The 25,900-nt window shown below is 59.1% G+C and carries 21 protein-coding genes and 3 pseudogenes; 5 read left to right on the forward strand and 19 right to left on the reverse strand.

Annotated elements, in window-relative coordinates; genetic code table 11:
* Positions 1-29: 29 nt before the first annotated feature.
* From FIU91_RS06995 to FIU91_RS07045, 10 genes and pseudogenes are all read right to left on the reverse strand, one after another.
* Positions 30-2,387 (reverse strand): TRAP transporter fused permease subunit, encoded by a 2,358-nt coding sequence (locus FIU91_RS06995; RefSeq protein ID WP_152461951.1) that lies wholly within the window; start codon positions 2,385-2,387, stop codon positions 30-32.
* Between the two features lie 51 nt (positions 2,388-2,438).
* Positions 2,439-3,401 carry a TAXI family TRAP transporter solute-binding subunit gene (locus FIU91_RS07000; protein ID WP_254702104.1) on the reverse strand — a complete coding sequence of 321 codons (963 nt, stop codon included), beginning with the start codon at positions 3,399-3,401 and terminating at the stop codon, positions 2,439-2,441.
* A 414-nt stretch (positions 3,402-3,815) separates the two neighbouring features.
* Positions 3,816-5,192, reverse strand: a complete 1,377-nt coding sequence (locus FIU91_RS07005; protein WP_152461953.1) for an amidase — start codon at positions 5,190-5,192, stop codon at positions 3,816-3,818.
* Positions 5,193-5,645: 453 nt separating this feature from the next.
* Entirely contained in the window at positions 5,646-6,596 is a 951-nt protein-coding gene (locus FIU91_RS07010; RefSeq protein ID WP_152461954.1) for a site-specific integrase, read from the reverse strand.
* Between the two features lie 1,338 nt (positions 6,597-7,934).
* The gene (locus FIU91_RS07015) at positions 7,935-8,474 is read right to left on the reverse strand and encodes a histidine phosphatase family protein (RefSeq protein WP_152461955.1); all 540 of its coding nucleotides are present in this window, start codon (positions 8,472-8,474) and stop codon (positions 7,935-7,937) included.
* 647 nt (positions 8,475-9,121) lie between these two features.
* A complete protein-coding gene (locus FIU91_RS07020; protein WP_152461956.1) occupies positions 9,122-10,150 on the reverse strand; it encodes a hypothetical protein in 1,029 nt (342 codons plus the stop codon).
* 54 nt (positions 10,151-10,204) lie between these two features.
* Positions 10,205-10,408, reverse strand: a complete 204-nt coding sequence (locus FIU91_RS07025; RefSeq protein WP_152461957.1) for a hypothetical protein — start codon at positions 10,406-10,408, stop codon at positions 10,205-10,207.
* A 663-nt stretch (positions 10,409-11,071) separates the two neighbouring features.
* Positions 11,072-11,220: pseudogene (locus FIU91_RS07030) on the reverse strand (transposase); the annotation flags it as partial.
* 301 nt (positions 11,221-11,521) lie between these two features.
* Complete coding sequence (locus tag FIU91_RS07040; protein WP_152461959.1) at positions 11,522-12,034, reverse strand: hypothetical protein; 513 nt, start codon at positions 12,032-12,034, stop codon at positions 11,522-11,524.
* A gap of 238 nt (positions 12,035-12,272) precedes the next feature.
* Positions 12,273-12,440: pseudogene (locus tag FIU91_RS07045) on the reverse strand (IS5/IS1182 family transposase); the annotation flags it as partial.
* 306 nt (positions 12,441-12,746) lie between these two features.
* Here FIU91_RS07045 and FIU91_RS07050 point away from each other — a divergent pair.
* Genes FIU91_RS07050 through FIU91_RS07065 form a run of 4 tightly spaced genes read left to right on the forward strand, consistent with a single transcriptional unit; the run spans position 12,747 to position 15,783 of the window.
* Positions 12,747-13,160: a transposase gene (locus FIU91_RS07050; protein WP_152461960.1), complete on the forward strand. Its 414-nt coding sequence runs from the start codon at positions 12,747-12,749 to the stop codon at positions 13,158-13,160.
* On the forward strand, positions 13,157-13,507 hold the full coding sequence (gene tnpB, locus FIU91_RS07055; protein WP_057818241.1) for an IS66 family insertion sequence element accessory protein TnpB: 351 nt from the start codon (positions 13,157-13,159) through the stop codon (positions 13,505-13,507). Before FIU91_RS07050 ends, tnpB begins: the two co-directional genes overlap by 4 nt.
* Positions 13,508-13,567: 60 nt before the next feature.
* Complete coding sequence (locus FIU91_RS07060) at positions 13,568-15,193, forward strand: IS66 family transposase (protein WP_152461961.1); 1,626 nt, start codon at positions 13,568-13,570, stop codon at positions 15,191-15,193.
* On the forward strand, positions 15,190-15,783 hold the full coding sequence (locus FIU91_RS07065; RefSeq protein ID WP_152461962.1) for a plasmid pRiA4b ORF-3 family protein: 594 nt from the start codon (positions 15,190-15,192) through the stop codon (positions 15,781-15,783). The genes FIU91_RS07060 and FIU91_RS07065 overlap by 4 nt, the downstream gene beginning before the upstream one ends.
* Before the next feature lie 458 nt (positions 15,784-16,241).
* Here FIU91_RS07065 and FIU91_RS07075 read toward each other — a convergent pair whose 3' ends face one another.
* The 8 genes from FIU91_RS07075 to FIU91_RS07110 form a co-directional block, all read right to left on the reverse strand.
* On the reverse strand, positions 16,242-16,685 hold the full coding sequence (locus FIU91_RS07075; RefSeq protein ID WP_254702059.1) for a MaoC/PaaZ C-terminal domain-containing protein: 444 nt from the start codon (positions 16,683-16,685) through the stop codon (positions 16,242-16,244).
* Positions 16,686-16,693: 8 nt separating this feature from the next.
* Entirely contained in the window at positions 16,694-18,253 is a 1,560-nt protein-coding gene (locus FIU91_RS07080; protein ID WP_172974956.1) for an AMP-binding protein, read from the reverse strand.
* Between the two features lie 11 nt (positions 18,254-18,264).
* Entirely contained in the window at positions 18,265-18,975 is a 711-nt protein-coding gene (locus FIU91_RS07085; protein ID WP_152461964.1) for an ABC transporter ATP-binding protein, read from the reverse strand.
* A complete protein-coding gene (locus FIU91_RS07090; protein WP_152461965.1) occupies positions 18,972-19,736 on the reverse strand; it encodes an ABC transporter ATP-binding protein in 765 nt (254 codons plus the stop codon). Before FIU91_RS07090 ends, FIU91_RS07085 begins: the two co-directional genes overlap by 4 nt.
* The gene (locus FIU91_RS07095) at positions 19,733-20,545 is read right to left on the reverse strand and encodes a branched-chain amino acid ABC transporter permease (protein ID WP_254702060.1); all 813 of its coding nucleotides are present in this window, start codon (positions 20,543-20,545) and stop codon (positions 19,733-19,735) included. Before FIU91_RS07095 ends, FIU91_RS07090 begins: the two co-directional genes overlap by 4 nt.
* Before the next feature lie 79 nt (positions 20,546-20,624).
* Complete coding sequence (locus tag FIU91_RS07100; protein WP_152461967.1) at positions 20,625-21,494, reverse strand: branched-chain amino acid ABC transporter permease; 870 nt, start codon at positions 21,492-21,494, stop codon at positions 20,625-20,627.
* 12 nt (positions 21,495-21,506) lie between these two features.
* Positions 21,507-22,628: an ABC transporter substrate-binding protein gene (locus FIU91_RS07105; protein WP_152461968.1), complete on the reverse strand. Its 1,122-nt coding sequence runs from the start codon at positions 22,626-22,628 to the stop codon at positions 21,507-21,509.
* A 566-nt stretch (positions 22,629-23,194) separates the two neighbouring features.
* On the reverse strand, positions 23,195-23,668 hold the full coding sequence (locus tag FIU91_RS07110) for a transposase (RefSeq protein WP_254702061.1): 474 nt from the start codon (positions 23,666-23,668) through the stop codon (positions 23,195-23,197).
* A gap of 707 nt (positions 23,669-24,375) precedes the next feature.
* On the opposite strand from FIU91_RS07110, the pseudogene FIU91_RS07115 reads away from it, so the two are divergent.
* Positions 24,376-24,546 (forward strand): annotated as a pseudogene (locus tag FIU91_RS07115) (IS5/IS1182 family transposase); the annotation flags it as partial.
* A gap of 158 nt (positions 24,547-24,704) precedes the next feature.
* On the opposite strand, the gene FIU91_RS07120 reads toward FIU91_RS07115, so the two are convergent.
* Complete coding sequence (locus tag FIU91_RS07120) at positions 24,705-25,652, reverse strand: bifunctional 2-polyprenyl-6-hydroxyphenol methylase/3-demethylubiquinol 3-O-methyltransferase UbiG (protein WP_152461969.1); 948 nt, start codon at positions 25,650-25,652, stop codon at positions 24,705-24,707.
* Positions 25,653-25,900 lie beyond the last annotated feature (248 nt).

Raw genomic sequence — 25,900 nt, forward strand, 5'->3', positions numbered from 1 at the left:
TTCCGAGGCGCCGGTCCGGCCCCCTTGCCTCAGTCCAATCCCTTGACCTCGATCTGCGTGTCCGGGGATGGCGCGAAGGTTTTTTGCACGAAGAACACTGCCGCGGCGACGCCGATCCCGACGAGGTCGGTCAGCAACCCGCCCTCGATCATGAAGAGCGCTGCGATGACCAAGGCGACACGCAGGAACCATGCAGACCGCGCGCCAAGGAACCAGCCCTGCACGCCCGAACTCAACAGGAACACGCCGAAGACCGCTGTCGCACCGGCGCGCAAGATTTCGAGTGTCGTCCCGTCCATGAGGAGCGCGCTGTTGTAGAAGAACATGAACGGCACGATGAAGGCGGCGATGCCGATCTTGAACGAGGCGACCGAGGTGGACATCGGGTTCGCGCCCGAGATCCCCGCGGCGGCATAGGACGCGAGTGCCACTGGCGGCGTGATCGCTGATACCACTGCGAAATAGAACACGAAGAAATGCGCCGTCAGCTGAGGAATTCCGATTTCCACGAGGCCCGGCGCCACCACCGACGCAGCCACCGCATAGGCTGCCGTGGTGGGCATGCCCATACCCAGAAGGATCGCGATCAGCATCGCGAAGACCAGCGCGAGCAACTGGCTCAGACCGGCGAGGTTCAACAGGAGCGCCGAGAAGCGCGCGCCGATCCCCGTCAGGCTGATGACGCCGACGATGATGCCAGCCGCCGCGCAGACGGCGATGATCTGGATGGACATAAGCCCCGCGATCTCGAACGCCTTGATGATCGCGCGAGGTCCCATTCCGCCCACGGCGGCTTCGGGCAGGCTGTTGGGAAAGAAACGCACCATCAGAACGGGAATCCAACTGACGACCGCGGCGGATATCGTGGCGAGCGTGCCCGCTCGGATGACCGAATACCCCATGAAGAGAGCGACGATCAGGATGATAATCGGCACGAAGAGATAGATCTGCCGCATCAGGAGTCCGAGCTTGGGAAGCTCGTCCTCGCGCATACCACGCATGCCGAGCTTGGCAGCTTCGAAATCCACCATGAAAAAGACCGAAACGAAATACAGGACGGCCGGAATGATCGCCGCGATCGCGATCTCCTGGTAGGGAATGCCTGTGATCTCGGCCATGATGAAGGCGCCGGCCCCCATGATCGGAGGCATGATCTGCCCTCCCGTCGAGGCCGCTGCCTCTACGGCCCCTGCGGTGGTGGAGCGGTATCCGACCTTCTTCATCAGCGGGATCGTCAGTGAGCCGGTGGCCACCACATTGCCCGCCGAGGTTCCGTTGATCATGCCCATCAAGCCGGACGCGAAGATCGCGACCTTGGCCGGGCCGCCCCGGGCGCGGCCCGCCGCGGCGAACGCGAAGTTCACGAAGTAATCGCCGACGCGCGACGCCTGCAAGAAGGCCGCGAAGATGATGAAAAGGATGATGTAGGTCGAACTCACCGCGGTCGTGGGTCCGAGGATCCCCGCGTCCGAATAGACATGGCCGAAGAAGCGTTGCCAACTATACGCGCTTTGCACGGCAAGGATGCCGGGCAGAAGGTGTGCCGTGAAGGTGTATACCAGAAACACGCCAGCGATGACGACGAGCGCAAGGCCCGCGACGCGGCGGGTCAGCTCCAGGATCAGCGCCGAGCCCGCCGTCGCGGCGAAGGCCACACCGAAAGGCACGAAAGATGTGCCGACCGAGTTCCGGGCCGCTGTCGAATAGATCGGAATGAGGTAGAGCGCGACGACGATCCCGCACAACGCCATGACGATATCGCTGGCCGCGACCTTGCCGCGGCCTCGCCGCTCAAACCAGCTCAGGACAATGCTGCCGAAGGTTGCGATCAGAAGCGGAATGCCGAACCACCAGACCTCTCTGGAATATAGATCGGAGCCCGGAAACGCCGCCCAGGTGACGAGGCCGCCCATCTCGGGCAACTCGCCGCTGTTCACCATCATGATGAAATCAACGACGGTCCAGCCAGAAACGAGGATCGGGACGATCAGAAGCCAGCCCGCCATTGTCAGAAGTGGCGTTTCGGGGTCATCGCCCTCGTCGGGAAATCGGTGCGCGGCGAAGATCAGGAAGCCGAGAACAAGCGCACCTGCAATGTGGACGATGCGGAAGTTCCAGGTCTCGAGCGGGAATTGCGGTAAAAACGGTATCTCGAGCCCGGTATAATCCGAGATGGAGACGCCGTTCAGAGCCGCCATGTGGAAGGCGGCGTAGAGGGTCGCGAGCACGGCAGCGATGGTCGCCATAGTGCCGCTGAACTGGCGGCGATTGGCCTCGATGGGCTCTTCATCGACGCCCGCGGCGACCACGCGATCGGCGTCTTCAACGTTTTCTTCTGCCACGATCCTGTCCCCCAGTCTCTCGGCCAGTCCACGACCGATATGCATACGCCGCGCCCCAAACGGGGCACGGCGCGATTTTATTTTGATTTCCTCGAATTACATCGAGGAGTAGATCATGTCTTCCGGGATGTCTGCATCAGCGTTCTCCATGAACCACTCTGCAGCACCGGGGTGCCACATCAGAACGTTGTTCCGGTCCCAGTTCTCGGGAAGGGTGGACTGCGCCGCGCGATGGATATTCACCATGCGCTCGTTGTCCGACATGACGACATCTACGGCAGCCTTCACGAAACTGGCCGGAAGCTCGCAATTCGCGATGGCGAAGTTCCACATCGAAACCGATCTCGCCGGCTCTTCGAGCGTCGTGTAGGTGTCGGCTGCGATCTCGAACTCCGAAACCGGGAAGGCCTCGAGGATCTGGGCCTGCTCTTCCTCGGTGAACTCGATGATGTTCACGTCCGTCTGGACCTCGAGCTGTGACACGGCCGGGACCGGCACACCCGCCGCGAAGGCGATGACGTCGAGCAGGCCATCCTGAAGCTGACCGCCCAGATCGCTCCAACCGCCGTTGCGACGCTCGTAGTTGACGCCGAGCTCGTCCATCATGCGCGGGAAGTAGGTGTCCGAGGTCGAGCCAGCCGGTCCAAAGCCGATACGCGCTCCGTCGGGGATGTCGGCGATCGAGGCGATGCCGGACGACGACAAGGCTGTCACGCTGAACGGCGTTTGATACATCGGGAACATCGCGCAGGCATTGGTCATCTGGAGGCCGGGCGCGATCGGGTTTGTCCCTTGCAGCGATTCCGCAGCCGGGCCCATCGTGGTCATGCCGAATTGCGCTTCACCATTATGCACGAGCGCCATGTTCTGCATCGGGCCGCCGGTGACTTCGCCGCCGCCGGTGAGACCAAGCTCTTCGGCGACGAGGTTCGCCCAGCCGGAGCCGTAAGCGAAGTAGGTGCCGCCCTGCGATGCCGTGCCGACGGTGAAGCTCTCCGGCCAGCCGTCCCGGTTCTCCTGATCCTGTTGATCCTGTGCGAGGGCGCTTGTTGCGGTCATTGTCGCGCCTATCGCGGCGACTTTGACGATCTCCGAAATACCCATGTCATCTCCCTTTTCTGTTGGTTCCCGCACTCTACGCAGAGCACTGACTGCGTCTGTCGTGCCGACGTGCGGGCATGCGTAGCATGGCCCTTGAGGGCCACGACACCCTGTAAAATGGACCAATTGCCGATCTAAGCAAGTGCAAATGCAGGATGATTGCGATAACAGGGGCGACCAACGCAACTCTTGCAAAGCTTGCCAAGGTGGTTCGGCGTCGGGCGCGTCGTGTCTCCGACCGTCCGGGGCGCCTGCATGCCGCCGTCGAGCGAGAGACGCTGAGATGCGAAACACATCAAGCTGACGATGAATGCCACATCGCGCCCGCCTTTGGATGGGATGCGGGCAGAATTCGAGCGGATCGAGACATTCCTATGCGAGCGAGGGAAGCCGAGGCTGCCGGGACACCCAATCCTGGGTGGCCTCATAGTCCCGCCCCAGAGCCAGAACCTCGCGGTCCCGCCCGCGATGCCCGATCAGTTGCAGACCCATTGGCAAGCCGGCCTCTCCGAAGCCTGCAGGAACGCTCAGGGCGGGCAAGCCTGTCAGGGAGGCAGGCACAACCACTTCCATCCAGCGATGGTAGGTATCCATGGGCACATCGCCGATCTTGTCCGGCCAGCGCAATGTCGCCTCGAACGGGAACATTTGTGCCGAGGGAAGTGCCAGAATGTCCACCGGCATGGTCGCCGTATAACGGAACCAATCAGATCGGATCTCGCTCGCCTTCAGGATCTCTTCGGGACGCAACGACAGGCCGCGTTCGATTTCCCAATGTAGTTCCGGTTTCAGCAGGTCGTGCGGATGCTTCAAAAGCGGCGCGTGCTTTGCCGAGATGGCCCAGCTTCTGAGCACGGTCCACGCGTCCCAGAGGGCGTCAGCCGGGACCGGAGGCGGCAGGATCTGCACCTCGTGACCCAAGGCATCGAGCGCCTCCAGGGCCGTTTCACACAGACTGAGAATGCCGGGTTCCAGTGGATAGGCGCCGCCCCAGTCACCGAGCCAGCCAATCCGCTGTTTGCCGCGCTCTGCACCTGACCGATACGGCCCGATCGAGTGTGGATGACCTCGGTCGTGCTCGGACTGGACCGAAAGCAACAATTCCAGATCGCGCATGGACCGTGCCATCGGGCCGTTCGTCGAAAGCTGTGCCAGGAACATATCGCCCGGAGCGCTTTCCGCGACCAAGCCGTAGCTCGGCCGAAAGCCGAAGACGTTGTTCCAACCGGCAGGGTTGCGGAGCGATCCCATCATGTCAGACCCATCCGCAAGTGCGAGCATCCGGCTGGCCAGCGCCGCGCCGGCTCCTCCGCTCGACCCGCCCGCCGATCGGCTCGTGTTGTAGGGGTTTCTCGTCACGCCGTAGATCGGGTTGTAGCTGTGCGAGCCGAGGCCGAATTCCGGCGTGTTCGTTTTGCCGATGAAGACCGCGCCCGCTTTACGCAACCGCGCGACCATCGGCGCGTCATGCTGCGGCACGTGGCCCTTGAAGATCGGCGAGCCGAATGTCGTGGTAATTCCAGCGGTCTCTGCAAGATCCTTGATCGCCATCGGCAGACCTTGCAAGGGACCGGCAGGCGCCAGCTCGGCCTCATCGAGCAATGCGTCCCTGTCGCGAAGCGCGACGATCGCATTGACCTTAGGGTTCAGACGCTCGATCCGATCAAGCGTCTCCTCCATGAGCTCCCGCGTGGAGATCGTCTTTTCGCGCAACGCGGCCAGTTGGCCGGAGGCATCTAGATTGAGCATCTGGCCGCGCTCCCCTCATCCCTGTCGCTTTTTCAGTCGTCACTGTTATATCCCGAGCTTATCGGGGCAACATCTGTTATCGGTCGCCGACATATGGCTCAGGTTGAGCCGAATGTTTTCGCCTCTTCCCCTCACCAAGCTGTCTCAGAAGTCGCCAAGCCTTTGGCAAGACCGCTAAAAAAGTTTCTCGCGCGTTTGCGGGCAAGGTAAGCAACAGCAAAAAGACGCACCACAGCATTGAGCGTGCGACGTCCTGACGATGGCCGCTTTGCCGAGGTTGTACACACATTGCGCTGTTTGACCGACACGCGCGGGCTCAACAGAAGACCGGACTTCTCCGATGGGTGAAGCTATGCGCGGGGTGCAAGTTGAGTTCTAGTGGTGCCCGGGGGCGGAATCGAACCACCGACACGAGGGTTTTCAATCCTGTCCTGAGCGGCGCGATCCCGCGGCTCACGCTGCCAGCAGATCGGTCTCGAGCTTCTCGAACATAGCGACGTCTTCTTCGGCGTTTTCGAAAAGATGGCCGTAGACTTCCATCGTCATATTGATCGATGCGTGCCCCAAGAGCGTCTGGATCTTTTTGGGGTTCCAGCCCTGTTCGATGAAGAGCGACGCTGCCGCGTGGCGCAGCGCGTGAATGCCGAACTTAGCAATGCCGTCTTCGTCCACGATGCCGTTCGCGATCAACATCGGCTTGAACACGCGATTGTAGATGTTGGCGTAGTTCTGAACCTTGCCGGCACCATTTGGGAAGACGAGGCGCTGCGGCGAGGCGGGACCTGCCGACAGCCAATCTTCCAGGGTCACTCTAACGAGCGGGGCCATGGGGATGTCGCGGTATCCGGCTTGGCTCTTGGGCTTGCCGATCTGTCCGCTCTCGTCGGCGCGCTGACGCACTAGGATCAGGCCGCGCCCAAAATCGACGTGATCCCAAGTCAAGCCGCGCAGTTCAGAGATGCGCATGCCAGTGAAGATTGCAGTGATGAACATCGCGCGATGCGGGGCAGGGGCGTTGTCGAGGATGAGCCGGATCTCGTCTTTCGTCGGGATAATGCGCTCATCCTGGTCGGTGCGACGGCGTCGCTTCATCTTCACTTCGGCGGCGACATTGTGATCGACCCATTCGCGCTCAACTGCCTCCGACAAGACCGCGCGAAGACTGACCATGACCTTCTTCACGAGCGCCTGGGACAGCCCGTCGTCGAGCATCTCGTCCATGAAATCCCGCACATCGCTGCGTGTGAGGTCTGCGACCAGTTTCTCGCGTATCCGTGGCTCGATATGGACCTTGGCATGACTTCGGTAGGCTTTGAGCGTCGCAGCCTCGAGCTGGTTTCGCTGGCAGGTCTTGAGCCAGGTTTCGCACGCGTCGTGGATGGTCGGGTTCTTGATCCGGGGCATGGGCACCTCTTCTTGTTGCTTGCTCGACTATTATAGCATCGAGAAACGCGTCCGTCGGGCGTAATCGCCTGTTTTCGAATGAATTTTTGTGAAATCCGCGTGGACACGAACGCCAGAATCCCCCATATAACCTGTATATATCCCTTACCGGATTCACCGTTTTTCTTTAGGGGGTATCGATCGGCGGTCATTGCATATGGACTGTGTAGTGTCTACGCAGGTGCAATGACTCAACGAAAGTTAATTTTCTATGTCTTGGCAACTCACGGGCGCCGTGACGTATCTAAGTCGCACCCGGCAGTGCGTCGGCAAGTGAACAACCTAGAAGCTTGGCATAAGCAAGCTGGCCAGAGCCGGCACGCTGAATGGACGTTTGATTATGCACGCCGCATACGTTGTCTGGACGACTTGCCCCGATTGTCAAAACGGCTTGCACGCGGTGAAGTCGTGGTAATGGATGACCTTGGACGCCTCTTTCGTCCATGTTCAGACCTGATCGCTGCTAGGGATTTGTTGGAAGGACTTTACCCTCATGTCGACCGCTTAGTCGGGCTACGGCAGCGGTCTGCTTTTTCCGGACTAACCCAAAAAGCAGCGCTAGACCTGTTGTTGGGAGCGCAGGACCCGCGTTTTGTTCTCACCAAGAATACTAGGTCAAGCTTGCCGGCGGTTTCACGACTATCGACCGAAGAGGCGAATGCTGCATCGGGTCGCGCTCGGAAAAAAGCTGCGGACGAGAAGGCGCTAGCTCTCGCAGAGCTTCGTGATCGATTAATCGCATCGGGTGCAGCGCCTTCTTTCAGTCAGCTCGCGAGACATGCAAATGAAGAGGGCCTGCGAACCACGCGCGGCAATGAGTGGCGCGGCGACACGGTGTTCAGAGCTTTGAAACGTCTGCGGACTGATGATGGTTGATGGACGGCTCCTGCGTTGTTCTGCTGAGTCTAGTCAGGATCACCGGGGGAATACCTAAACGATCAATCTCGAGCGTGTTCAAATGCGGCCCTGTAAGGCGCGCCGCTGTCGCTCAACGAATAGGAATGTAAGCTCGTCGTCGACGTGTTTCCGAGCGCCATGATCACCGTGGCGACTGCGAGCCCGCCAAGAGTTAAGCCTGAGTGCATCAGTTGGTTCCTTTTTCCGCGCCCCGATCGCATTGACGAGCGATGGGCCAGAAAAGTTTCATCTACGAGAAGAGATCTCGAACCAAGAGGCCGCGTGAGAAGCTCATAGGAAAGCAAGTCGCTATGGCCGCAGGCTCACGTCGCAAAATCTCGAGATCGCAACCTCAGCCAATCCTGACGCGCCTTGCGATGATCCAGCGCCTGGAGCGCCGGTCTATGGCTCAATCAGCACGCTGCCGAGAACCTCCGCGCCTTCATCGGTCAGTCGCACGATCAGCATCTCACCGGACCGTGTCCCCTGACCCGTCAGCGCGGAGATGTTCACCTGATGTGACACGAGCAGCAGTTTACCTTCGGTGTTAGTGACGAGATTGCGTGCGGCATTGGTCTGATCGTCGCGGCGCTCGAAGTCCCCGAAGAAGGAGTTAAGGGCAGGGGCCTCCGAAACGGGGGCGACGTCTAAAATCTCAGCGGTTTCCCGGCTGCGGCACCACTGGCTCGTAAGCACGATATCGAACGCGATCCCTTGCTCTCGAATGGCGTCTCCGAGCCGGCGAGCCTGATCGCGTCCTCGCTCATCGAGATTTCTCTGCGTGGAGCAATCTTCAAGCTCAAACTCGGGCGGATCCCCGGTGCCGGGCGCAAGCGCGTGGCGCATGATCGTGAACGAGCCGGGCTCGTTGAGCGCATCCCAGTCATTCGAGAGGGCGAGCGAGGGGAGCGTGACGAACAGAAGAATGAAGAAGAGGCGCATGAGAGATCCCGCAGCTATGGCAGATAAGAAGGCAAGGTGGCGCGATCGGCTCGGGTGGCAAAGCTCGCGCAAGAAGGTTGCTTCGCGGGACCTTGTTTCCAGCACCAGTCTTCCCACGTTCTCAACGAGAGCAGGGCCCCAACGCTCAAGATCAGACGACAGTGTCTATCCGAGCGCAGCTCTTTGACATCGATAAAATGATCTTATTGCTTGGTCAGCATCCAAGGCGCGGGTCTGCCGATTGCGTGCCGGCATCGTTTGTGTCATCGTCGGCACGGAACCTTGGCCTGGTTTGCGGTATCAAAAGTGCTTTCTCGCACGTGCGTCTGGTCGCTGAGAAGCGTGCGGCGTAGATCTTACCGAGAACTCTCTTCGTGGCACTTTTTTTGACGAGGTGGCACGCTCTCGGTGATCGCTTGAGAAGCATCTCGCATGCCGTTTCGCCAAGCCATCAAGGACCAACGCGTCAAGTCGCCCCGCTTAGACGGCTGGCTTTGAGTGTTGCCCTTCTAACTGGTCCAACACGACCAGTTATGCTCCCTCTGTGCCTCCTCCTCTTCTGAAATGAGGAGGACATGAGACCTGGTTTCGAAAGGGAGGAGGGAACGGGGCTGCAAAGAACGCGGGCCGGTCGATCTTGGCAAAGCTCAGAGGCTGTTCCCTAACAGTCTAAGTTGCCTTGCTACCTTCTGGTTCAGCTCTGTGAAGGCTCGAGCGCGTCCCCTCTCGCGTAGGGATCTCGGCCTTTGCCCGTCGCGCCTGTCCCACGATGCTCTCTGCTTCTCGACGATGCTGCGATGATAAAGATCTAGCCCAAGAACGCCGGTCTTCTTAAAGACCTCGAGCTCGGCAGAAGTAGGAGCACCATTCTCCTGCTTCGCGAACGTCGGGAGATGGAACACGAAGAAGCGTCCAACAACGCGAGACCAGTCAACCTTCGTGAGATCATCAACGGTATCGATCTGCATTTCATCTTTGCGCCTATCGTAAAGTCCTTGAACTACAGGGAGTTCTTCGACGTTCAGAAGGCAAACTTCGATGCGTGAGCGACGATCATCAAGATCGAGGCCAACATAGTCTTCCTCGTCGCGGCGCCTGTCACCGACCTTATCCTGGAGTCTGAACAAAACTGGGCGCTTGGCGCCCTCTATAGACTTAGCCCCGACATACACAGTCGAGTTTAGCAACGGCGTCTTGTGTTTGCGTGGGTTATCAGCGCCAAGAAGCGCTTTCGGCAAGTCTTCGTAGCGCTTGGCGGGCCTTCCCGGGGGTGCAGATACGAGTTTGTAGGTCCCGTCCCGGTGCTTGCAACGTGGAAGCTCGTCGAAATGATCAAAATCACCGAGCGTGCGAAACGCCGGATCTATCCTGAAATGTTTGCGCAGCAGCTCTGACATCTGTGCGCGAAGCAGAAGCTTGTCGCGTCCAGTCCGATTGTCGCCTCGACGCGTCTTGGTCGGGTAGAAATCGATCGCGACTTCGATGCCAGTGATCTTGTGCTCCAGCACAACCTTCCCTGACTGAGACCCATGCGTCGCACGTAGTTGCAAAAGTGCGGAGTGAACGCGGTCTCTGGTCGGGTCGAACAGCCTGATACGGAAGGTATCGCCGAAATGTCCGTCCTCCAAGTTGGGGCCGTAGACATAAGCGCCCCCAAGATCAGGCTCTTCGATCACTTGATCGAGACTACCTTTGACATTGACTGCTGAGTCATCACGTCCTAACGCAACCTAAAATTCGATCCAATCAAAGACGGCTTTGCAATTATAGTCATTCAGGTCGAGCCGCGGTTTTGCGAGGAGGCGTCCTCGAGTGACGGACTGTCCGCCCGGCGCATCCGACAGATCATACCCGAGCCAAAGCGATTCCGCAGGCAACGCATCAACGTCATAAACTTCAGAGGTTGTTATCGGGATCCTGAAGCCTGTGGTCATGCGCCCTCCTTCGTCCTTCGGGGATGTGGGGGCTGATACATGATCGAAAAAAGCGCCATGCCCGGTGACGCCGGGGAAAGAGATTCCGAGCGCAGCGCAACATCGACTGAAGCTCATTCGTTAAGCGGGTTTGGCGCGGTCAGCCCAATGGATCTAATCCTCGATCGTCGCACGTTTGGGGTAACGCCTTGAAGCACGGCGCGCTAGGTAGCACCAATTCATTGGTTTTATCGAGAAAGCACAGCCCCAGAAAATCCACCCACAGCGCCAATTTGCTGCAGTAGCGCGACAACCCGCCTGAGGGCCGAGATCGCGCTGTATGGGCCTTTCTCGCGCTCTGTGAGCTTGCTGTTTCTTGCATCTCTTTGGCGGGTTAGTGCGGCTCCCAACGTTCCGGGCAGGGGCGAACACACGAAGTCCTAGGTCGGATGCGTTAAAGGCATGGAGGGAAGTTTTTCTTCGGGCCGCGGCCCCGGCTTGATCCTTGGAGTTTCGAGGTCTTCGATGCAGGCTTTCGCGCCATCTCCCGCGCAATGCTAGCGGGTCAATCGAACGCCGCCCTGAGACGGCTCTCGATCGTCACTGTGTGAAGCGGGAAACTAGCCTCACTCTTTCTCTAAATCATCCCAGAAGTCATCAAGCTCCGGATGATATCGTTCCATGAGCTTTGGCGGCCTCCATGCCGCCATACTTCCGTCGCCAGTTATAAAACTGATCCCGTGCCTGCGGCACAGATCCAACGCGCTTATGCCCGCCTGGTGCTCTTTCAGAATGCCAATGATCTGCGCCTCGCTGAAACGGCTTCTCTTCATCATCTGTCGCCTCACGTGGAGAACTGGCTAATCTCGAATCGAGGACGTTTCATGGGAGCCCGGCACAGATCATCATCGAGGGCGGAAAAAAGCACTACAACACGAAGCGACCCCAAAGCGCTCATGGATACCGGCCACCGGCTCCAGAAGCTATCATCAAGATGGAGCCGAGGTCGACAATGCACTAACAATCAAACTGGATCAGTCAGACCAGGCTGCTCAGTCGCATGCTGAATGAAAGGCAGTGCTGAACGATCTGACTACGGCCTGACGGCTCTCACAGCGTGATGTTCAAGGCCGACTAATAAAATAAACTATTCGATGTCCACAAAGCTCCAAAAAGGAGCATCGGCGCAAACGTGAGCGTTACACCAGCCCAGGACTGCACGCCATTTCCCCAGATTATCGAAGAGATAATAGAGCGCACAGTAATATAAGTTGTGACCGGCCATAGGAATAGATGTTCAAAAGTCTTCACCCATCTTGGTAAGTCCCCCGGCTTTTGTGGACTTTTCACGGAGGTCCACGCCATCCAGTATCGGCTAGTGAAAAGAACGCCAAAGATAAAGTAGTTGACAAGCCACTCGGTAGGCGATGGTAAATCTAAAATTTGAGCAACGTATTTAAGAATTCGACAAAATGGAAGAGAAATATAATTATCCCAGTAGGCTACCAGGAAGTTGATTGGCCCATTCCATTGGATGGTGCCGCTTGCCATGCTTGCTAGACTCAGGCACCCACCACTAGCTCCCAACGGTGCAAAGATAGCCTTAGCCCACCACCAAAAAGTGCGCCTACCGTTGCTGATCTGCATGGATTGGTGGCTCTTTACATTCTCCACGAGCGTCTCCAGCCGATAGTGATCTGACAAGGCGCGAATCCACTAGGGAGGTTGCTCTTTCGCTTGTTCTGATCGCACCACGCTCCTCATTTGTCTGCGACAAGTGCACGAACCCAAACAGAGAATTTTAAAAACAGAATAACTTTTGGGCTGCAACCGGCTTTGTTGCGCTAAGCGGATGAAGCCCGGACTCCCCTTTCCCCAGACGCACTTATTCTATGGGCTCTGTGATGGGTATGCCGAGCGCGGTGTAGCCGTTCAGGACGGCAGCGCGGATCTGGAGTTCTGCGACCTGACGATCGAAGTCGCGCGCCATGAGGCTCTGCCCCAGCAGATTCACGCTATGCATCTTCGTCTCGGCGCGGCTTCGGCGGAGGTAGGTGCGTCGCTCCTTGAGACAGAGATCCTTGAACTGCTCGATCATAGGCGAGGGACCTTTCACATTGATCTGGATTTCGGGAAAGGCTGAGCCCGCGCCTGCGAGCGCATTCCAAGTCTCTGGCATGTATTCAGTCATCGCTGTGCGGATCAGTGTCTTCTCGTCGATGCCGAGCGCATGCGCGAGGGCAGGGGCGCGCTCGATCGGCAAGCGCATCTCGCCCGAGCGCAGCATGCTGATGACGTTCGTATCCCTCCGGCGGGGGCCGCCTGACGGGATTTCGACGTCGGTGCTAAGTCCGACCTTATGGCCGACCATAAGTTCAGACCCGAGATTGAAGTTCTCTCTGCCGCGGATGTGCCGCGCCGGCGACATTGGGGTGATGCGGAGAAGATCCGGATCGTAGAGGAGAGCTTTCTGGGGCATCGTCAGGCCTCGGCGACGGGGCGGCGGCATGGTGTGTCGCGCTCGTTGCTGACGATATGGCGTCGACAGTATCGGGCTGGCGAACTTGGCATCGAGACGCCGCCTTCATTCATCCCGCTGGCGGTCTCGCCCAAGGCGCCTGCGGCAGTGCCCGTGACGGCACAGGAGGCGCCGCGCGACACCCCGGCTGTTCAGCTCGAGATCGTGCTGGGGAACGGGCGGCGGCTTCTGGTCCCTTCGTCGGTGGCGCCCGAGGTCTTGGCGCGGCTGCTTCCGGCCCTGGAAGACCGATGATCGCCTTCCCGGCGGGGGTGCGCGTGTGGATCGCGGGCGGGGTCACCGACATGCGGCGCGGCATGAACACCCTGGCACTGACGGTGCAGCAGGGTCTCGGGCGCGATCCGCATGCCGGCGAGATCTTCTGTTTCCGCGGGCGCAAGGGCGACCTGGTCAAGCTGCTCTGGCACGACGGGGTCGGCATGTCGCTCTACACCAAGCGGCTGGAGGCCGGGAAGTTCATCTGGCCGACCAGTGGGAGCGGCGACGCGGTGCAGATCTCCGCAGCCCAGCTCGGGTATCTCCTGGAGGGGATCGACTGGCGCAATCCGCGCTGGACGCAACGCCCTGCAAAGGCGGGATAAATCGGCCTCTTCAGCCTTATTTGCATGGGCTTCCCGATGGCCGTGTGGTAGGTCTCGGCCATGTCAGATGCCGCTTCCGAGATCGCCAGATTGCGCGCCGCGCTCGCGGCCTCGGAGGCCCGTGCCGAGGCCGCCGAGAGCGAACTGGCGCAGACCCGGGCGGTGGTGTCGACCTCCGAGGCGATGATCAAGCATCTCCGGCTCGAGATCGCCAAGCTCCGGCGCGAGCAATACGGCCAAAGCTCGGAACGTCGCGCCCGGCTGATCGACCAGATGGAATTGCAACTCGAGGAACTCGAGGCCGCGGCCACCGAAGACGAGATCGCCGCCGAGAAGGTGGCGAAGACCACGACCGTCGCGGGGTTCGAGCGTCGCCGCCCGGCGCGCAAGCCCTTCCCGGAGCATCTGCCGCGCGCACGTGTGGTGATCGCGGCGCCCACGGCCTGTTCCTGCTGCGGCTCGGATCGCATCGTGAAGATGGGCGAGGATGTCACCGAGACGCTCGAAGTCATTCCCCGGCAGTGGAAGGTGATCCAGACGGTGCGTGAGAAGTTCACCTGTCGGGCTTGCGAGAAGATCAGCCAGCCGCCGGCGCCGTTCCACCCCACGCCCCGTGGCTGGGCCGGCCCGAACCTGCTCGCCATGGTGCTCTTCGAGAAGTTCGGCCAGCACCAACCATTGAACCGTCAGGCCGAGCGCTATGCGAAGGAGGGTGTCGAGATCAGCCTCTCGACGCTGGCCGATCAGGTCGGGGCCTGCGCCGTCGCGCTCGCGCCGATCCATGCGCGGATCAGGGCCCATGTTCTTGAGGCTGAGCGGCTGCATGGCGACGACACGACGGTGCCGCTGTTGGTGAAGGGCGGCACGCAAACCGCGCGGCTCTGGACCTATGTCCGGGACGACCGGCCCTTCGCGGGCGGGGCTCCGCCAGCCGCGCTGTTTCACTTCTCTCGTGACCGCGGAATGGCCAACCCGAACCGGCATCTCGCCGGATGGCAGGGCATTCTGCAAGCCGATGCATATGGCGGCTACAACGACCTCTATCGCGCCGACCGCGATCCGGGACCCATCGAGTCTGCGCTGTGCTGGAGCTATGCCCGGCGCAAGTTATTCGAGCTCGCCGACATCAAGGGGAATGCCCGGAAGGGCAAGCCGGCCCACGACATCTCCCCCGTCGCACTGGAGGCTGTCGCTCGGATCGACGCGATCTTCGACATCGAACGCGGGATCAATGGCCTGACGGCTGCGGACCGTCAGGCGGTCAGGCACCAACTGTCCCGGCCTCTGGTCGAGGAGTTCCATGACTGGCTGCGCGACGAACGCGACCGGCTATCGAGGCACAACCCGGTCGCCAAGGCGGTCGACTACATGTTCAAGGCCGAGCGCTGGCCCGCCTTCACCCGGCTCCTCGAAGACGGCAGGATCTGCCTGACCAACAATGCCGCGGAGCGGGCGTTGCGCGGTGTCGCGCTTGGCCGCAAGTCCTGGCTCTTCGCCGGCTCCGAGCGCGGCGGTGACCGCGCAGCCTTCATGTATCCCCTGATCGTCACCGCCAAGATGAATGATGTCGATCCTCAGGCCTGGCTCGCCGATGTCCTGGCCCGGTTGCCCGGCACGACCACATCCCGGGTGCCGGATCTGCTGCCATGGAACTGGTCTCGAACTCCGCAAAGGATGGCCGCATGACTCTGATTGCCCGTCTCCGGATCATCCTGAACGACGTCGACCCACAGCCGATGCGCCATATCGAGGTGCCGCTGAAGATCAGGCTCGACCGGCTGCATGAGGTCATCCAGGCAGCCATGGGTTGGACCGACACCCATCTCTATGAGTTCCGGGTGGGGGATGCCGGTTGGGGCATGCCCGACCCGGACGGGTTCTACGACGGCCCCATGGACGCGAAGAAGATGACCCTGGAAAAGCTGCTCGACCAGACCGGCACCAGGACCATCCAGTATATCTACGACTTCGGCGATGACTGGGACCACAGTATCCGGATCGAGCGGGTCAACGAGGCCGCCACAGGCATAACCTATCCACGGCTGCTGAAGGCCACTGGGGCCTGCCCGCCCGAGGACGTCGGCGGCGCATGGGGCTACGAGGAGTTCCTCGAAGCGCTCGCCGACCCCGACCATGAGCAACACGAGAACATGGTCCACTGGTCCGGTGGGGACTTCGACGCCGAAGATGCCGGGATCGACAGCATTAACGAACGCTTCGATCGGCTTGCGAAGAAATGGGCCCCGCGGCCCCGCAAACCCAAGCCTACAATCTGAGAGACGCCGGCAACCGCGGCCTACGCCGGGTGGTTACTGACGTTTTGCCGAGGAAAGCCGACTTCTTCTGCGATCTCACGCTGGGTTTTGCCCGAAGCATCGAGGGCGTCTGAAATCAGTCGGGCGGTGGGGCTGTGGGTCATGTCGATCCTCTGCATCTGATATGTCGATGCTTGATTGTATGAGGATTGGGCGGGTCCTTGATTTGTGGCGGGTTTTGAAATGCGCAGGTTGAGGGTGACAGGCGAAGAATACATGTATTAGTCCGGCGGAACGGGCTTCGATCCACGCCCCCGTGTTGGTGGTCTTGACCTCTGAAACTGTTCCGTTCTGACCGCGAATTTTCGGGCACACTTCGGAAGCGAGAGGAGTGCCCAGATGCCGAACCAACGCTTCGTCGAAAACCAATCGCTTTGGATGTCGAAGGTCGGGCGCTGCGGCTAGGGCAGGGGCTCGATTTAGGAGACAGGCCTGACTCGCACCAACACGTCCGCACGCCCGACATGGGCGGCGCGTCCGTGCTGGTTCACCAGTTCGAATTTGCGACCGATGCGCCCCGTATTGCCAGATTTGCCCAAGCTCTTGTCGATGATTTCGAGGCGCAGATGCAAAGTGTCGCCGATCAATACCGGCTCGACGAATTTCCAACCTTCGATATCGAGCAACGCCACCGCACTGTCCTCGAAGATGCCGAGCGTGTGCATCAATCCCAGGCCCAGCCCGATACCGAATGCGCCATGCATCAGTCTTTGGCCGAAGCGCGACTGACCGGCAAACTCGGAATCGTTGTGGATCGGATTCCAGTCACCAGTGAGCATCGAAAACATGGTGAGATCGGTTTCGGTCATCGTGCGGGCCTGGCTGGTGAAGACCTGCCCCGGCTCGAAATCGTCGTAATACATCGAACGGCTCATCGCGCGCCTCCGTCGCTGACGAGATCACGTGCCATCTCGGCCAACTTGCCCCTCTGGATCTTCGTGCCATTGGCACTGGCTGTGGTCGGAAAGGCGTCGAGAAAAAAGAAGCGATGAGGGATCTTGTAGTGGGCGAGCAGCGGCTCGGTGAATGCGCGGAGTGCGTCTTCATCGAGGCGGCTGTCATCTTCCGCAATCACGAAGGCGACCGGAAGCACTTTCCGCTGGATTTCAATCCCCACGACCTGCGCCTGTGCGACGCCAGGTGCCCGGGCGATCACCTCTTCGATCTCCGCGGGATCAGTTAGGAAGCCAGACAATCTGATGAACTCGCCGTTGCGGGCGAGATACACGAAAGTGCCTTCTTCGCGCTCATAGCCAAGATCATTGCTGCGGAAATATCCGTCTTCGTCGATCGCCTTGGCTGTCGCCTCCACATTGCGGAAATAACCAGTAAAATTGGTCTCGGCACGAATCTCGAGCACTCCGACCTCGCCTTGGGAAAGTAGCTCGCCGCTCTCCGGATCGCGAACGCGCAGATCGCCTCTGCCGGCCATGCGTCCGCCGCCCATCATTCGATCTTCGAGCGGCAGGTCCAAAGGCTGTATCGCGAAGATCGCGTTCACTTCAGAAGCTCCGTAGACGCCCGCAAGCGGTAGCCCTGCCTCAGCCATGTCGCGCAACACGCCCATCAGACCGGGCGTGAAGGAGGCAAAGCCGCATAGGCGCGCATTTTCAAAAGCGGAAGCGTCTAGCTCCCACATCCGGCGATACATTTCGTCCGAGCCGAAGAAATGTGTCACTTTGCTTTTCTTTGCTGCATCGACCGCCTGCGTATCGCGGAACACGGACAATACGTGGATAGGTGCTCCGCCCGCGATCGCCGCAAGCGAGGGGTTCAATCCGAAGACGCCACAGAAGGGCAGGGCGGCAAGATAGGTGGCATCTGGAGCGTCAAACCCGAAGGTGGCCGCGCAATTCCGCGCGTGCTTTGAAAGAGTGCCCTGGCTGTGCTGCACCAGCTTGGGCTTGCTCGTAGTTCCGGAGGTCGTGAAGAGGAGAACCGGATCCGACGCTTGCGCATCCTGTGGTCCGACGGGTTCGACGCTTGCCAGATCGACGGTGGTGATATTCCTTCCCTGGATCGGCTCCTGAGCTTGAAAACTGGCGAGACATTCGAGATCGCCGAGCGCCGCCAAGTTTACCTCACCGAGGATCGCATGCACATCGCTGTGGGCCTCATCACCGCCGAAGATCAGAAGACGCGCACCGGAATGGCCAAGCACATGATCGAGCTCGGCGGCTCGATACCGTGTATTGATCGCGACGATCATCGCCCCGATGCGCGCGGCACCGAACAACAGCGCCAGCCAGTCCGCACAATTGGGAAGCCAGAGAGCGATCCGGTCTCCACGCTCGATCCCCTGCGCGCGCAGCCATGCGGCTGCCTTGCCTGCGTGGGTCTTGAAGTCGGCCACAGACAGAATCGAACCATCAGGTGCCACGAGCATTCGTTCGTTGGACGCGCGAGCTTCAAGAAGCGCATCGAAGGTCACTCGCTCATCCATCAATACAGCTCGATCAGTCGCTTGTTATCTGCCAGTTCCTCTGGCTCTCCGGTCCAAGCAATCGCTCCGGACTTTACCACGAGGGCCCGATCCGAGATCTTGAGCGCTTCGCGCACGTTCTGTTCGACAAGCAGGATCGACAGGCCCTCCTCTTGCTGAAGCTTTCGAACGGGTGCAAGCAGGTCCTGAAAGAGCTTTGGCGCCAGCCCGATCGACGGCTCGTCCATCAGCAGAATGCGGGGGCGCGGCAGGAGTGCCCGGCCAATCGAAACCATCTGCTGCTGTCCGCCGGACAATGTTGAGGCTGGCCGCTCCATGAACTCTCGGATCGCTGGCAAGATGCCAAGAACCCATCCAAGGCGTTCCGCCCGTTCAGCCTTCGGCACACCGACGGCATGCATGCCCAATGCAAAGATGTCCGAGACCGAAAGTGACGGGAAGACGCCACGTCCCTCGGGCACCATCGCCACGCCTAGTTCGGCGATGTCGCGCGGGTTCAGCTTGGTGACGTCCTCGCCGTCGATGTGGACGGATCCTGCATCCGGCGAGATCAGGCCGAACATCGTCTTCAGCATCGTTGATTTGCCGGCGCCGTTGTGACCGATCACGCAGAGCACCTCGGACGGGTTGAGTGTCACGTTGATGTCCGAGATGACCGAGCGTCCGCCATACCCGGCTGCAAGACCGCGTGTTTCCAAAACCGGGGTCATGATTGGTCTCCGAAGTAGATCTTGGCCAACTCGGGATCGTTGAGGACCGTATCTGGTTCTGCATCCGCCAAGAGGCGACCACGATCAAGGAACGCGATACGATCGGAGATCCCGATGACGATATCGAGGTTGTGCTCGATGATACAGATCGTGGTTCCGGCCTCCCGATCGTCCCGCAGGATCTTGAGAAAGCGCTCATAGGAATTTGGATCGAGGCCCGACGCAGGCTCATCGAGCAGCCAGAGGCGCGCCTCGGTGGCCATGATCCGGGCCATCGACAGAAACTTGCGTTCTGCGTAGGCCAGATCGAGCGCGCGAGTGTCACGCTTGTCGCTGAGGCCGGTGCGTTCCAGGACCTCTTCAATCCTCTCTTTGCGTTTGTGCCGGGCAGCCGACGACATGGGCATCGGCAACAACCCGTATTCCGTGGCGCTCATGATGTTGTCCCAGACGCTCATGCTGTCGAAGAGACGGAGGTCCTGGTAGGTGCGCATGATACCGCGCCGAGCGATGAGGTGGGGTTTGCCACCTGCAATGTCCTGACCGAGCCATTCCACTTCGCCGTTATCTCGGGCGAGGTTTCCGGTGATCAGATTGAACAAGGTGGTCTTTCCTGCGCCGTTCGGACCGACGAGCGTCGTGACGATCCCTGCGCGCAGATCGAGCGTCACGTCGTCCACGGCCTTCATGCCCCCAAAGCTCTTGTCGAGATTGCGGACCTGAAGGAGCGGCTCTCCATGTGCGATGGTCGTGCTGGTCATGTCCCGCTCCTGCGTCCAACGATCCCGCCTGGCCGGAAGATCATCAGAAGCGTCATGCCCAGCCCATAGATGATTTGCTGCAAGGCTCCGATCTCGGTCTGCGGCAAGAAGCTGAGGTAAGAGATTGCCGAGGGCAGGATCAGCAACAACGCAGCCCCGACCAGCGGCCCAAGAAACGTGCCGGTTCCGCCAATGATCACCATCGCCATCAACAAGACCGATGTGTCGAGCATGAAGCTTTCCACGTTGATGAAGCTGATGAAGCTGGCATAGAGCGCGCCGGCCACTGCCGCTAGGGCCGCGGAAATTACCACGGCGACCGTCTTGATCAGCGGGACGTTCTTTCCAAAGCTCGCTGCCGCGCTTTCACTATCGCGGATCGCTCGGAGGTTTCGGCCGAAGCTCGAGCGCACGAGCGCAAGGGTAATTGCAATCACAATGAGCAGCGCGATCACTGAGACGATGGCGAATTCCCTTGGTCGGTAGATCTCTGCGCCGAACAGGTTCACCGGCGGGATGGCAAGAACGCCACCGATACCGCCTGTGAAGCTCTTCCATTCCGAAAAGACTGTGACGGCAATCACCTGAAGGCCAAGCGACGCGGCAACAAAATATTCGCCTCTCACCCTCAAGGCCGGAAGTGCCAGAACCAGCGACACGATTGCCGCAACCAGCATCGCCGCCGGGATTGTCACAAAGGTGGACGGCGTGACATTCAGCCCGACCCATGCCGACGAGTAGGCCCCCAGACCGAAGAACACGGCGTGAGCAAGAGAGTAAATCCCCGCATAGCCGATGATGAAGTTCAAAGAGACAGCGAGAATCCCGTAGATCGCGATGAGATTCAGAAGATTGAAGATATAGGCTTCCATGGAGCGTCCATTCTCCTCAGTGCGCTGTCGCTCGGCCCAGAAGACCGGAGGGACGAATGAGGATGAAAGCGAAGAGGATTGCGAAGGTGACAGCCTCGGTCCATTGCGAGGCAACGAAGAGCAGGGCCATGCTCTCGGCGAGGCCAAGAATGAGCCCGGCTAGGAGCGTTCCGTAGACCGACCCGATACCCCCGACGATCGAGGCTGCAAGCGAGATCAGCATCACATGATGTCCGATCGCCGGATTAAGGCCCGTCGTGGCTGAGGTGATGATCGCTGCGGGAACCACCAAAACGGAGCCGATCACGAAGACAATGGCACTGATCCGCTGCGGCGAGAGGCCGAAGATACGCACCAGTTCAGGATTGTCGCTTAGTGCGCGGAGCGCCATGCCGGTATGGGTATGTCGTAGGAACAGATGAAGCGCGCCGAGAAACACGATTGCGCAGGCGATTGCGATCCAGGCCAAGGGTGCGACGTAGAGGCCGGGCAGGATCTCCGAGCTCCGCGACAGCGACGTATTGACGGTGACGAAGCCGCGTCCGAACACCATGCCGAGCAGGTTCTGCACCGCGATCCCGACCCCGAAGGAGGCGACGAAAACGGTGAAGAAAGAGCCCTCGTGCCGCTGAACCGGAACATAAACCAGCCAGTAGATCAGAAGGCCGAACGCGATGGCTCCCGCCGAAGCGCCGAGGATCGCGGGAACTGTTCCAAACCCCGCTTGGAATACGAAGTAGAAGAAGTAAGCGGCAATGGCGAAGGTCGCGCCGTGGGCGAAGTGGAAGATTCTCGTCGATCCGAAGATCAACGAGAACCCCACCGCCGTCAGGGCGTAAAGCGCACCGGTCTGAAGACCGGTGACTGCAAGCTGAAGGGCAAGCATTTTTTATACTACTCACTCGAAGGAGACGGAGCTGATCGTTGTCGTGGCGCCGTCTTCGATCCGCTTGACCTCGATCGGGAAGAGAAGCGTTCCGTTGTCCTGGAATGACACGGTGCCGCCCACCAGGTCGAAGCTCTCCATCTCGCGCCGTTTGGCAAGGAGCGTTTCGCCGGTGACTTCCGTGCCGTCGGCTTCGAGAGCTTCTGCAAGAATGCCGAAGAGCATCGTCGCGTTGTAGTAGTTCACGTTATACGCGGTCGGTTCTTGGTCGTATTTCTCGCGGAAACCCTCGACGAACCTTTGGGTCATCGGGTTGTCGCTTCCGAAATCGACAGACTGGCTGGTCACCAGCATGCCCTCGCTTTCGGGCAATTCCAGCGCGTCGTTCACGGTGTATCCGGAATAGGATGCTAACTGTGCGTCCACTCCGTTGTCGCGCAGTTGCTTGACGATCTGCACCTGCTGATTGCCGTAGCTGGCAATGTAGACGAGATCCGCATCGCTGGACCTGATCTGCGCGGCGATGCCAGAGAATTGCTGCGCCGTGGTTGGAACCGAATAGGAACCGACCAGCTCCCCGCCGACTTCCGGAAGAACTGCTTCCAGCTCGGCTTCCATGGCTTGCCCGAGCGGATCATCGACGTAGACGAGCGCAACATTCGGCAGGCCGAGCTCGCTCACCGCGTAAGGAACGAGAGCTCTGACCTCGAGGTTTGCGAGAGGAATGACGTTCCAGAAATACTCCCCGAGCTCAGCGAGATCTGGTCCTACGCCGCCACCGTTCACGACGACGACCTGGTTGCGCTGCCCAAGGGTCGAGATGGCCTTGGACACGCCGGTGAATGCGGACAGCGTGTAAGGCACGCCAGTCACGTTCACCAGCTTGGTCATACCCACCATCGCGGGTTGGGGCAGGGCCTGGCTGTCTTCGTAGGCGATAGAGACAGTTCCTGAGACCATTCCGTCAGCGTTGATATGCTCAACTGCCAGATCCGCGCCCGCCATGAAGATCTCGCCGTAAATCGCATTTGCCCCCGAGAGCGGGAACAGAGCTCCAACGGTGTAATCCTCGGCCGACGCTGTCGTAGCCGCCAGGATCGAGGCTGTCAGGATGATTTTCGATTTCGCAAGCAAGTGCTTCCCCCCTAAATTTTCGAGCTCCGGCGAGGCCGGTCCCCTCGAGGCTATTCGTTCGCCGACCTCAGAGAGGCTCCTCCCGGCGATACGGTAAGTGCATTTTCTTGGATAAACAGCATTCTGTCAAGAGAATGATGATTTATGGCGAATGTCGCACTGCCACGCCAAGCGGGTTTCGTCGGTTTAAGAAGCGCGAATAGAATCCAAGAAGCCTAGACGACCCGATGAGCAACACACCGTAATCGAGTTCATCAAATACACATGGACTGCCAGTCACCCGACGCCTTAGAATGATCCTCTTCCGCTGAAGTTCTCTAATCGCACTGGTCAAGGATTGTCTTTCACGTCTGCGCCTTCGCCGGGTTCAGGGTTCTCTCCGCAGTCGATCGCTCTCGGGGTTGCTGCATGTTGGCGTCGGATGGTGGATCGGCCGAAGTGGTCCTCGCGGTCATCTTCGTTGCGTCTTGTCGAGGCGCCGCGTTTCAGAGGTCCGGGCTGATCCTGGCCACGCGTCCCGGCAGGACGCATTCGTGAAGTCGTCAGTCAGTCATGCTCCCTTGTTCTCATGCATCGACCTCGCTCCAGTGGAATGGGGTGTTTGTCTTCCACATGGCGTGGAGGATGACGGCAAGCTTGCGGGCAACGGCCACACGTGCCTTTTTGAAGCCTGACATCTTGGCCAGCTTCAGGCCCCACGCCTTCAGCGTTGAGAAACGCAGGTTGCGCGTCAGCAGGGTGGTGGCCGCCTCGTAGAGCTGCTTCCTGGTCAGCTGGTTGCCCTGCTTGGATATGCGACCGTTGCGACTAGTCTCGCCCGACTCGTAGCGCCGGGGTGTCAGGCCGAGATAAGCCCCCACGCTCGATAAACGCCTGAAGCGCGAGGCATCGTCGAAGACAGAAGCAACCGACAAGGCCGTGATCACGTCCACGCCGGGCGCGGTCATGAACAGTCGCACCACCGGCGTTGCTCTGGCGATAGCAGACAAGCGCCGGTCGAGCACCTTGATCTGGTCAAGGACCGAGGCCCGCGCGTTCATCCCCTCTCGCGTAGGGATCTCGACCGTTGCCCGTCGCGCCTAGCCCCGGAAAATCCGCCCACAGAGGCAACTCGCCGATCGGGTGGGGCTTACCTCGGCGGTGGTCCTAGATTGCGCTGTATGGGCATTTCTCGTGCTCTGTGAAATTGCTGATGCACGCTTCCAGCTCGCGGTTCAGTAATGCACCGAACATTGCGGTCAGGAGCGAGCACACGAAGTCCTAGGTCGTGTGCGTGAAGGGCATGGAGGGAAGGTTTTCTTCGGGCGGGAATTGGCGTGTCATCCTTGGAGTATGCATTGCTGCTCACGGTCCAAATTCGCGAGCTTCTCTAGCATGTGCTCAGAACCTTTCACGTCGACCTGAATTTCGGGAAAGGCTGAGCCCGCGCCTGAATTCGCGTTCATACTCTTGGCTACACTCAGTCAAAACCGTGCAGATCTGCACGTTCGCTTTCTTAAGAAGCGGAGCAGGCGATCTGACAGACAAGTGCGAGCTTGGCAAATATTACCGAGTGATGACGGACCGCTATTGTAGCGCTCCGAGAGGCTGCAGGTCCACAGAAAGGTCTCTTATAGCAAGGATGCTCAATGTGACGAAAGTAACCGCAAAAGTTATTGCTGAGCGAACGGCTTACTCGGTGTCGTCGGTAAGCCGCACATTTCGACCGAATGGATCGATTGACCCGGAGAAACGCCAAGCGCTAGAAGGCCGTCATCGCTGGAGCCGCGTCGAGACGAAGATGCACTGTGTGAAACTGCTCGGCCCGCGGCTGATGGCGCGAGACTTTGTTCGCCAGGTTCCGAAGCCCCAGATCCACATCGCCGTCCGGGACGGTTACACCGCTCTTGGGATACCCGGCACGGAAACTGTGGGATAAGTCCGTCCGAGGAAAGGCGAGATTAGCCATTAGCCGGTTTGTGCAACAGGGCCTCCTGACACTACTACTCACGGGTATTCCAATCGAAGGCAGCGAATTCTATCTTTGAGCCTGAACGAATATCGGCTCGGTGAAAGCGCGCCAGCGAAGATCACTGCTTATGGCTTCGTGCCAACGACGCGGACCGAGTCATATTTCTTTTCGTTGGGGCACCCCGTCGTTTCTAGTAGGTAAAGCCAATATGCAGATCTCGTTATACGAGCATCATCCTCCAATCCAAAACTTTCAGCAATTTTCTTCTGCGCTTTTTTCCAATCTGAGCCAAATTGTCTACAATATCCAGTGAAGTGAGTTTCATCGACTCTGATTCCAGACGCCGCTGCTATTGATCGTAAGCTCGCTTCGGTAAAGAAATTGAGATGTCTCGGCACATCGAGCCAATACCAAAGTTCGCCGAACCGTTTGGCGCCAAGACAAGCATTATTTGGCACTTCCGCAACAAACCGACCACCTGGATTTAGAAGGTTCGCGGCATTTTCGACAGCTGTTAATGGATTAATGCAGTGTTCGAGCACATGCATAAAAACCACCACATCAAAGTGATCATCTATGACCTCAGTGGGTAGTGCTTCAGCTGTCCCTTGATAAACCAGATGCCCAAGGTCTCGTGCAGTCTTGAGCGCCGTTGGATCAGGCTCCACTCCAACCACTCGATGACCGAGTGATGTGAATACAGAGAGGTTGCTTCCGTTTCCGCAACCAATTTCGAGTATTCTAAGCCCTTTACCAACAATTACATTCGACCACCAGTTCTTGTCTGGCTCCACTCCCTTGTCTTGCAGCCACGACAACTTCGTTTGAACTTTTTGAATGAAGCCGTCGACATCCTTGCCAAGTTCGGATTGGTGGCTATGGGTGTAATAATCGTCTAATTCATAGAACTCAGAGACTTTACTCGCAGTTGGTCTGGGCCAAACCTGCCCAAACGATTGCGATTTATCCCAAAGTATATCGTAGTTTTCACGATCATTAGCTCGCCGCCAATCTCCAGGCACAGTGAGCCAATGATTTGCTGTTGTGGAATCAATCATCTTAAATTTTGACAAGCCATAATTCCTTTATGTTGGCGAGCGGGATAGACTGATATATTTTCGATATTGCAAGAATTGATGCTGATTTCTTCGTGTCTGGCAAAGGCATCTACGTGTTATAGTCACAAACCGCCAACGTAGCAAACGTCAAGCGGGGATTTCGAGTGACTGCACAGCCTCACGAGGCATCGGATCCTGCCGAGAGTCGGCCAAGTAGGCTCAATGGACTAGCAAAAGGTGGTGCGTGTAAACCTCTCCTCACC

Origin of the sequence: Roseivivax sp. THAF30 (assembly GCF_009363575.1) — a bacterium.
In the GTDB taxonomy this organism is placed as follows: Bacteria; Pseudomonadota; Alphaproteobacteria; order Rhodobacterales; family Rhodobacteraceae; genus Roseivivax; species Roseivivax halotolerans.

Excerpts from the sequence above, each read along its gene's own strand:
- FIU91_RS07040 (WP_152461959.1), bottom strand. The coding sequence starts at position 12,034 with ATGCAGATCAGCAACGGTAGGCGCACTTTTTGGTGGTGGGCTAAGGCT.
- FIU91_RS07075 (WP_254702059.1), bottom strand. The coding sequence starts at position 16,685 with ATGTATTACGACGATTTCGAGCCGGGGCAGGTCTTCACCAGCCAGGCC.
- FIU91_RS07110 (WP_254702061.1), bottom strand. The coding sequence starts at position 23,668 with ATGAACGCGCGGGCCTCGGTCCTTGACCAGATCAAGGTGCTCGACCGG.
- FIU91_RS07100 (WP_152461967.1), bottom strand. The coding sequence starts at position 21,494 with ATGCTTGCCCTTCAGCTTGCAGTCACCGGTCTTCAGACCGGTGCGCTT.
- FIU91_RS07085 (WP_152461964.1), bottom strand. The coding sequence starts at position 18,975 with ATGACCCCGGTTTTGGAAACACGCGGTCTTGCAGCCGGGTATGGCGGA.
- tnpB (WP_057818241.1), top strand. The coding sequence starts at position 13,157 with ATGATCGCCTTCCCGGCGGGGGTGCGCGTGTGGATCGCGGGCGGGGTC.
- FIU91_RS07065 (WP_152461962.1), top strand. The coding sequence starts at position 15,190 with ATGACTCTGATTGCCCGTCTCCGGATCATCCTGAACGACGTCGACCCA.
- FIU91_RS07050 (WP_152461960.1), top strand. The coding sequence starts at position 12,747 with ATGGCCGACCATAAGTTCAGACCCGAGATTGAAGTTCTCTCTGCCGCG.
- FIU91_RS06995 (WP_152461951.1), bottom strand. The coding sequence starts at position 2,387 with ATGCATATCGGTCGTGGACTGGCCGAGAGACTGGGGGACAGGATCGTG.
- FIU91_RS07010 (WP_152461954.1), bottom strand. The coding sequence starts at position 6,596 with ATGCCCCGGATCAAGAACCCGACCATCCACGACGCGTGCGAAACCTGG.
- FIU91_RS07000 (WP_254702104.1), bottom strand. The coding sequence starts at position 3,401 with ATGACCGCAACAAGCGCCCTCGCACAGGATCAACAGGATCAGGAGAAC.
- FIU91_RS07090 (WP_152461965.1), bottom strand. The coding sequence starts at position 19,736 with ATGACCAGCACGACCATCGCACATGGAGAGCCGCTCCTTCAGGTCCGC.
- FIU91_RS07060 (WP_152461961.1), top strand. The coding sequence starts at position 13,568 with ATGTCAGATGCCGCTTCCGAGATCGCCAGATTGCGCGCCGCGCTCGCG.
- FIU91_RS07015 (WP_152461955.1), bottom strand. The coding sequence starts at position 8,474 with ATGCGCCTCTTCTTCATTCTTCTGTTCGTCACGCTCCCCTCGCTCGCC.
- FIU91_RS07005 (WP_152461953.1), bottom strand. The coding sequence starts at position 5,192 with ATGCTCAATCTAGATGCCTCCGGCCAACTGGCCGCGTTGCGCGAAAAG.
- FIU91_RS07025 (WP_152461957.1), bottom strand. The coding sequence starts at position 10,408 with ATGACCACAGGCTTCAGGATCCCGATAACAACCTCTGAAGTTTATGAC.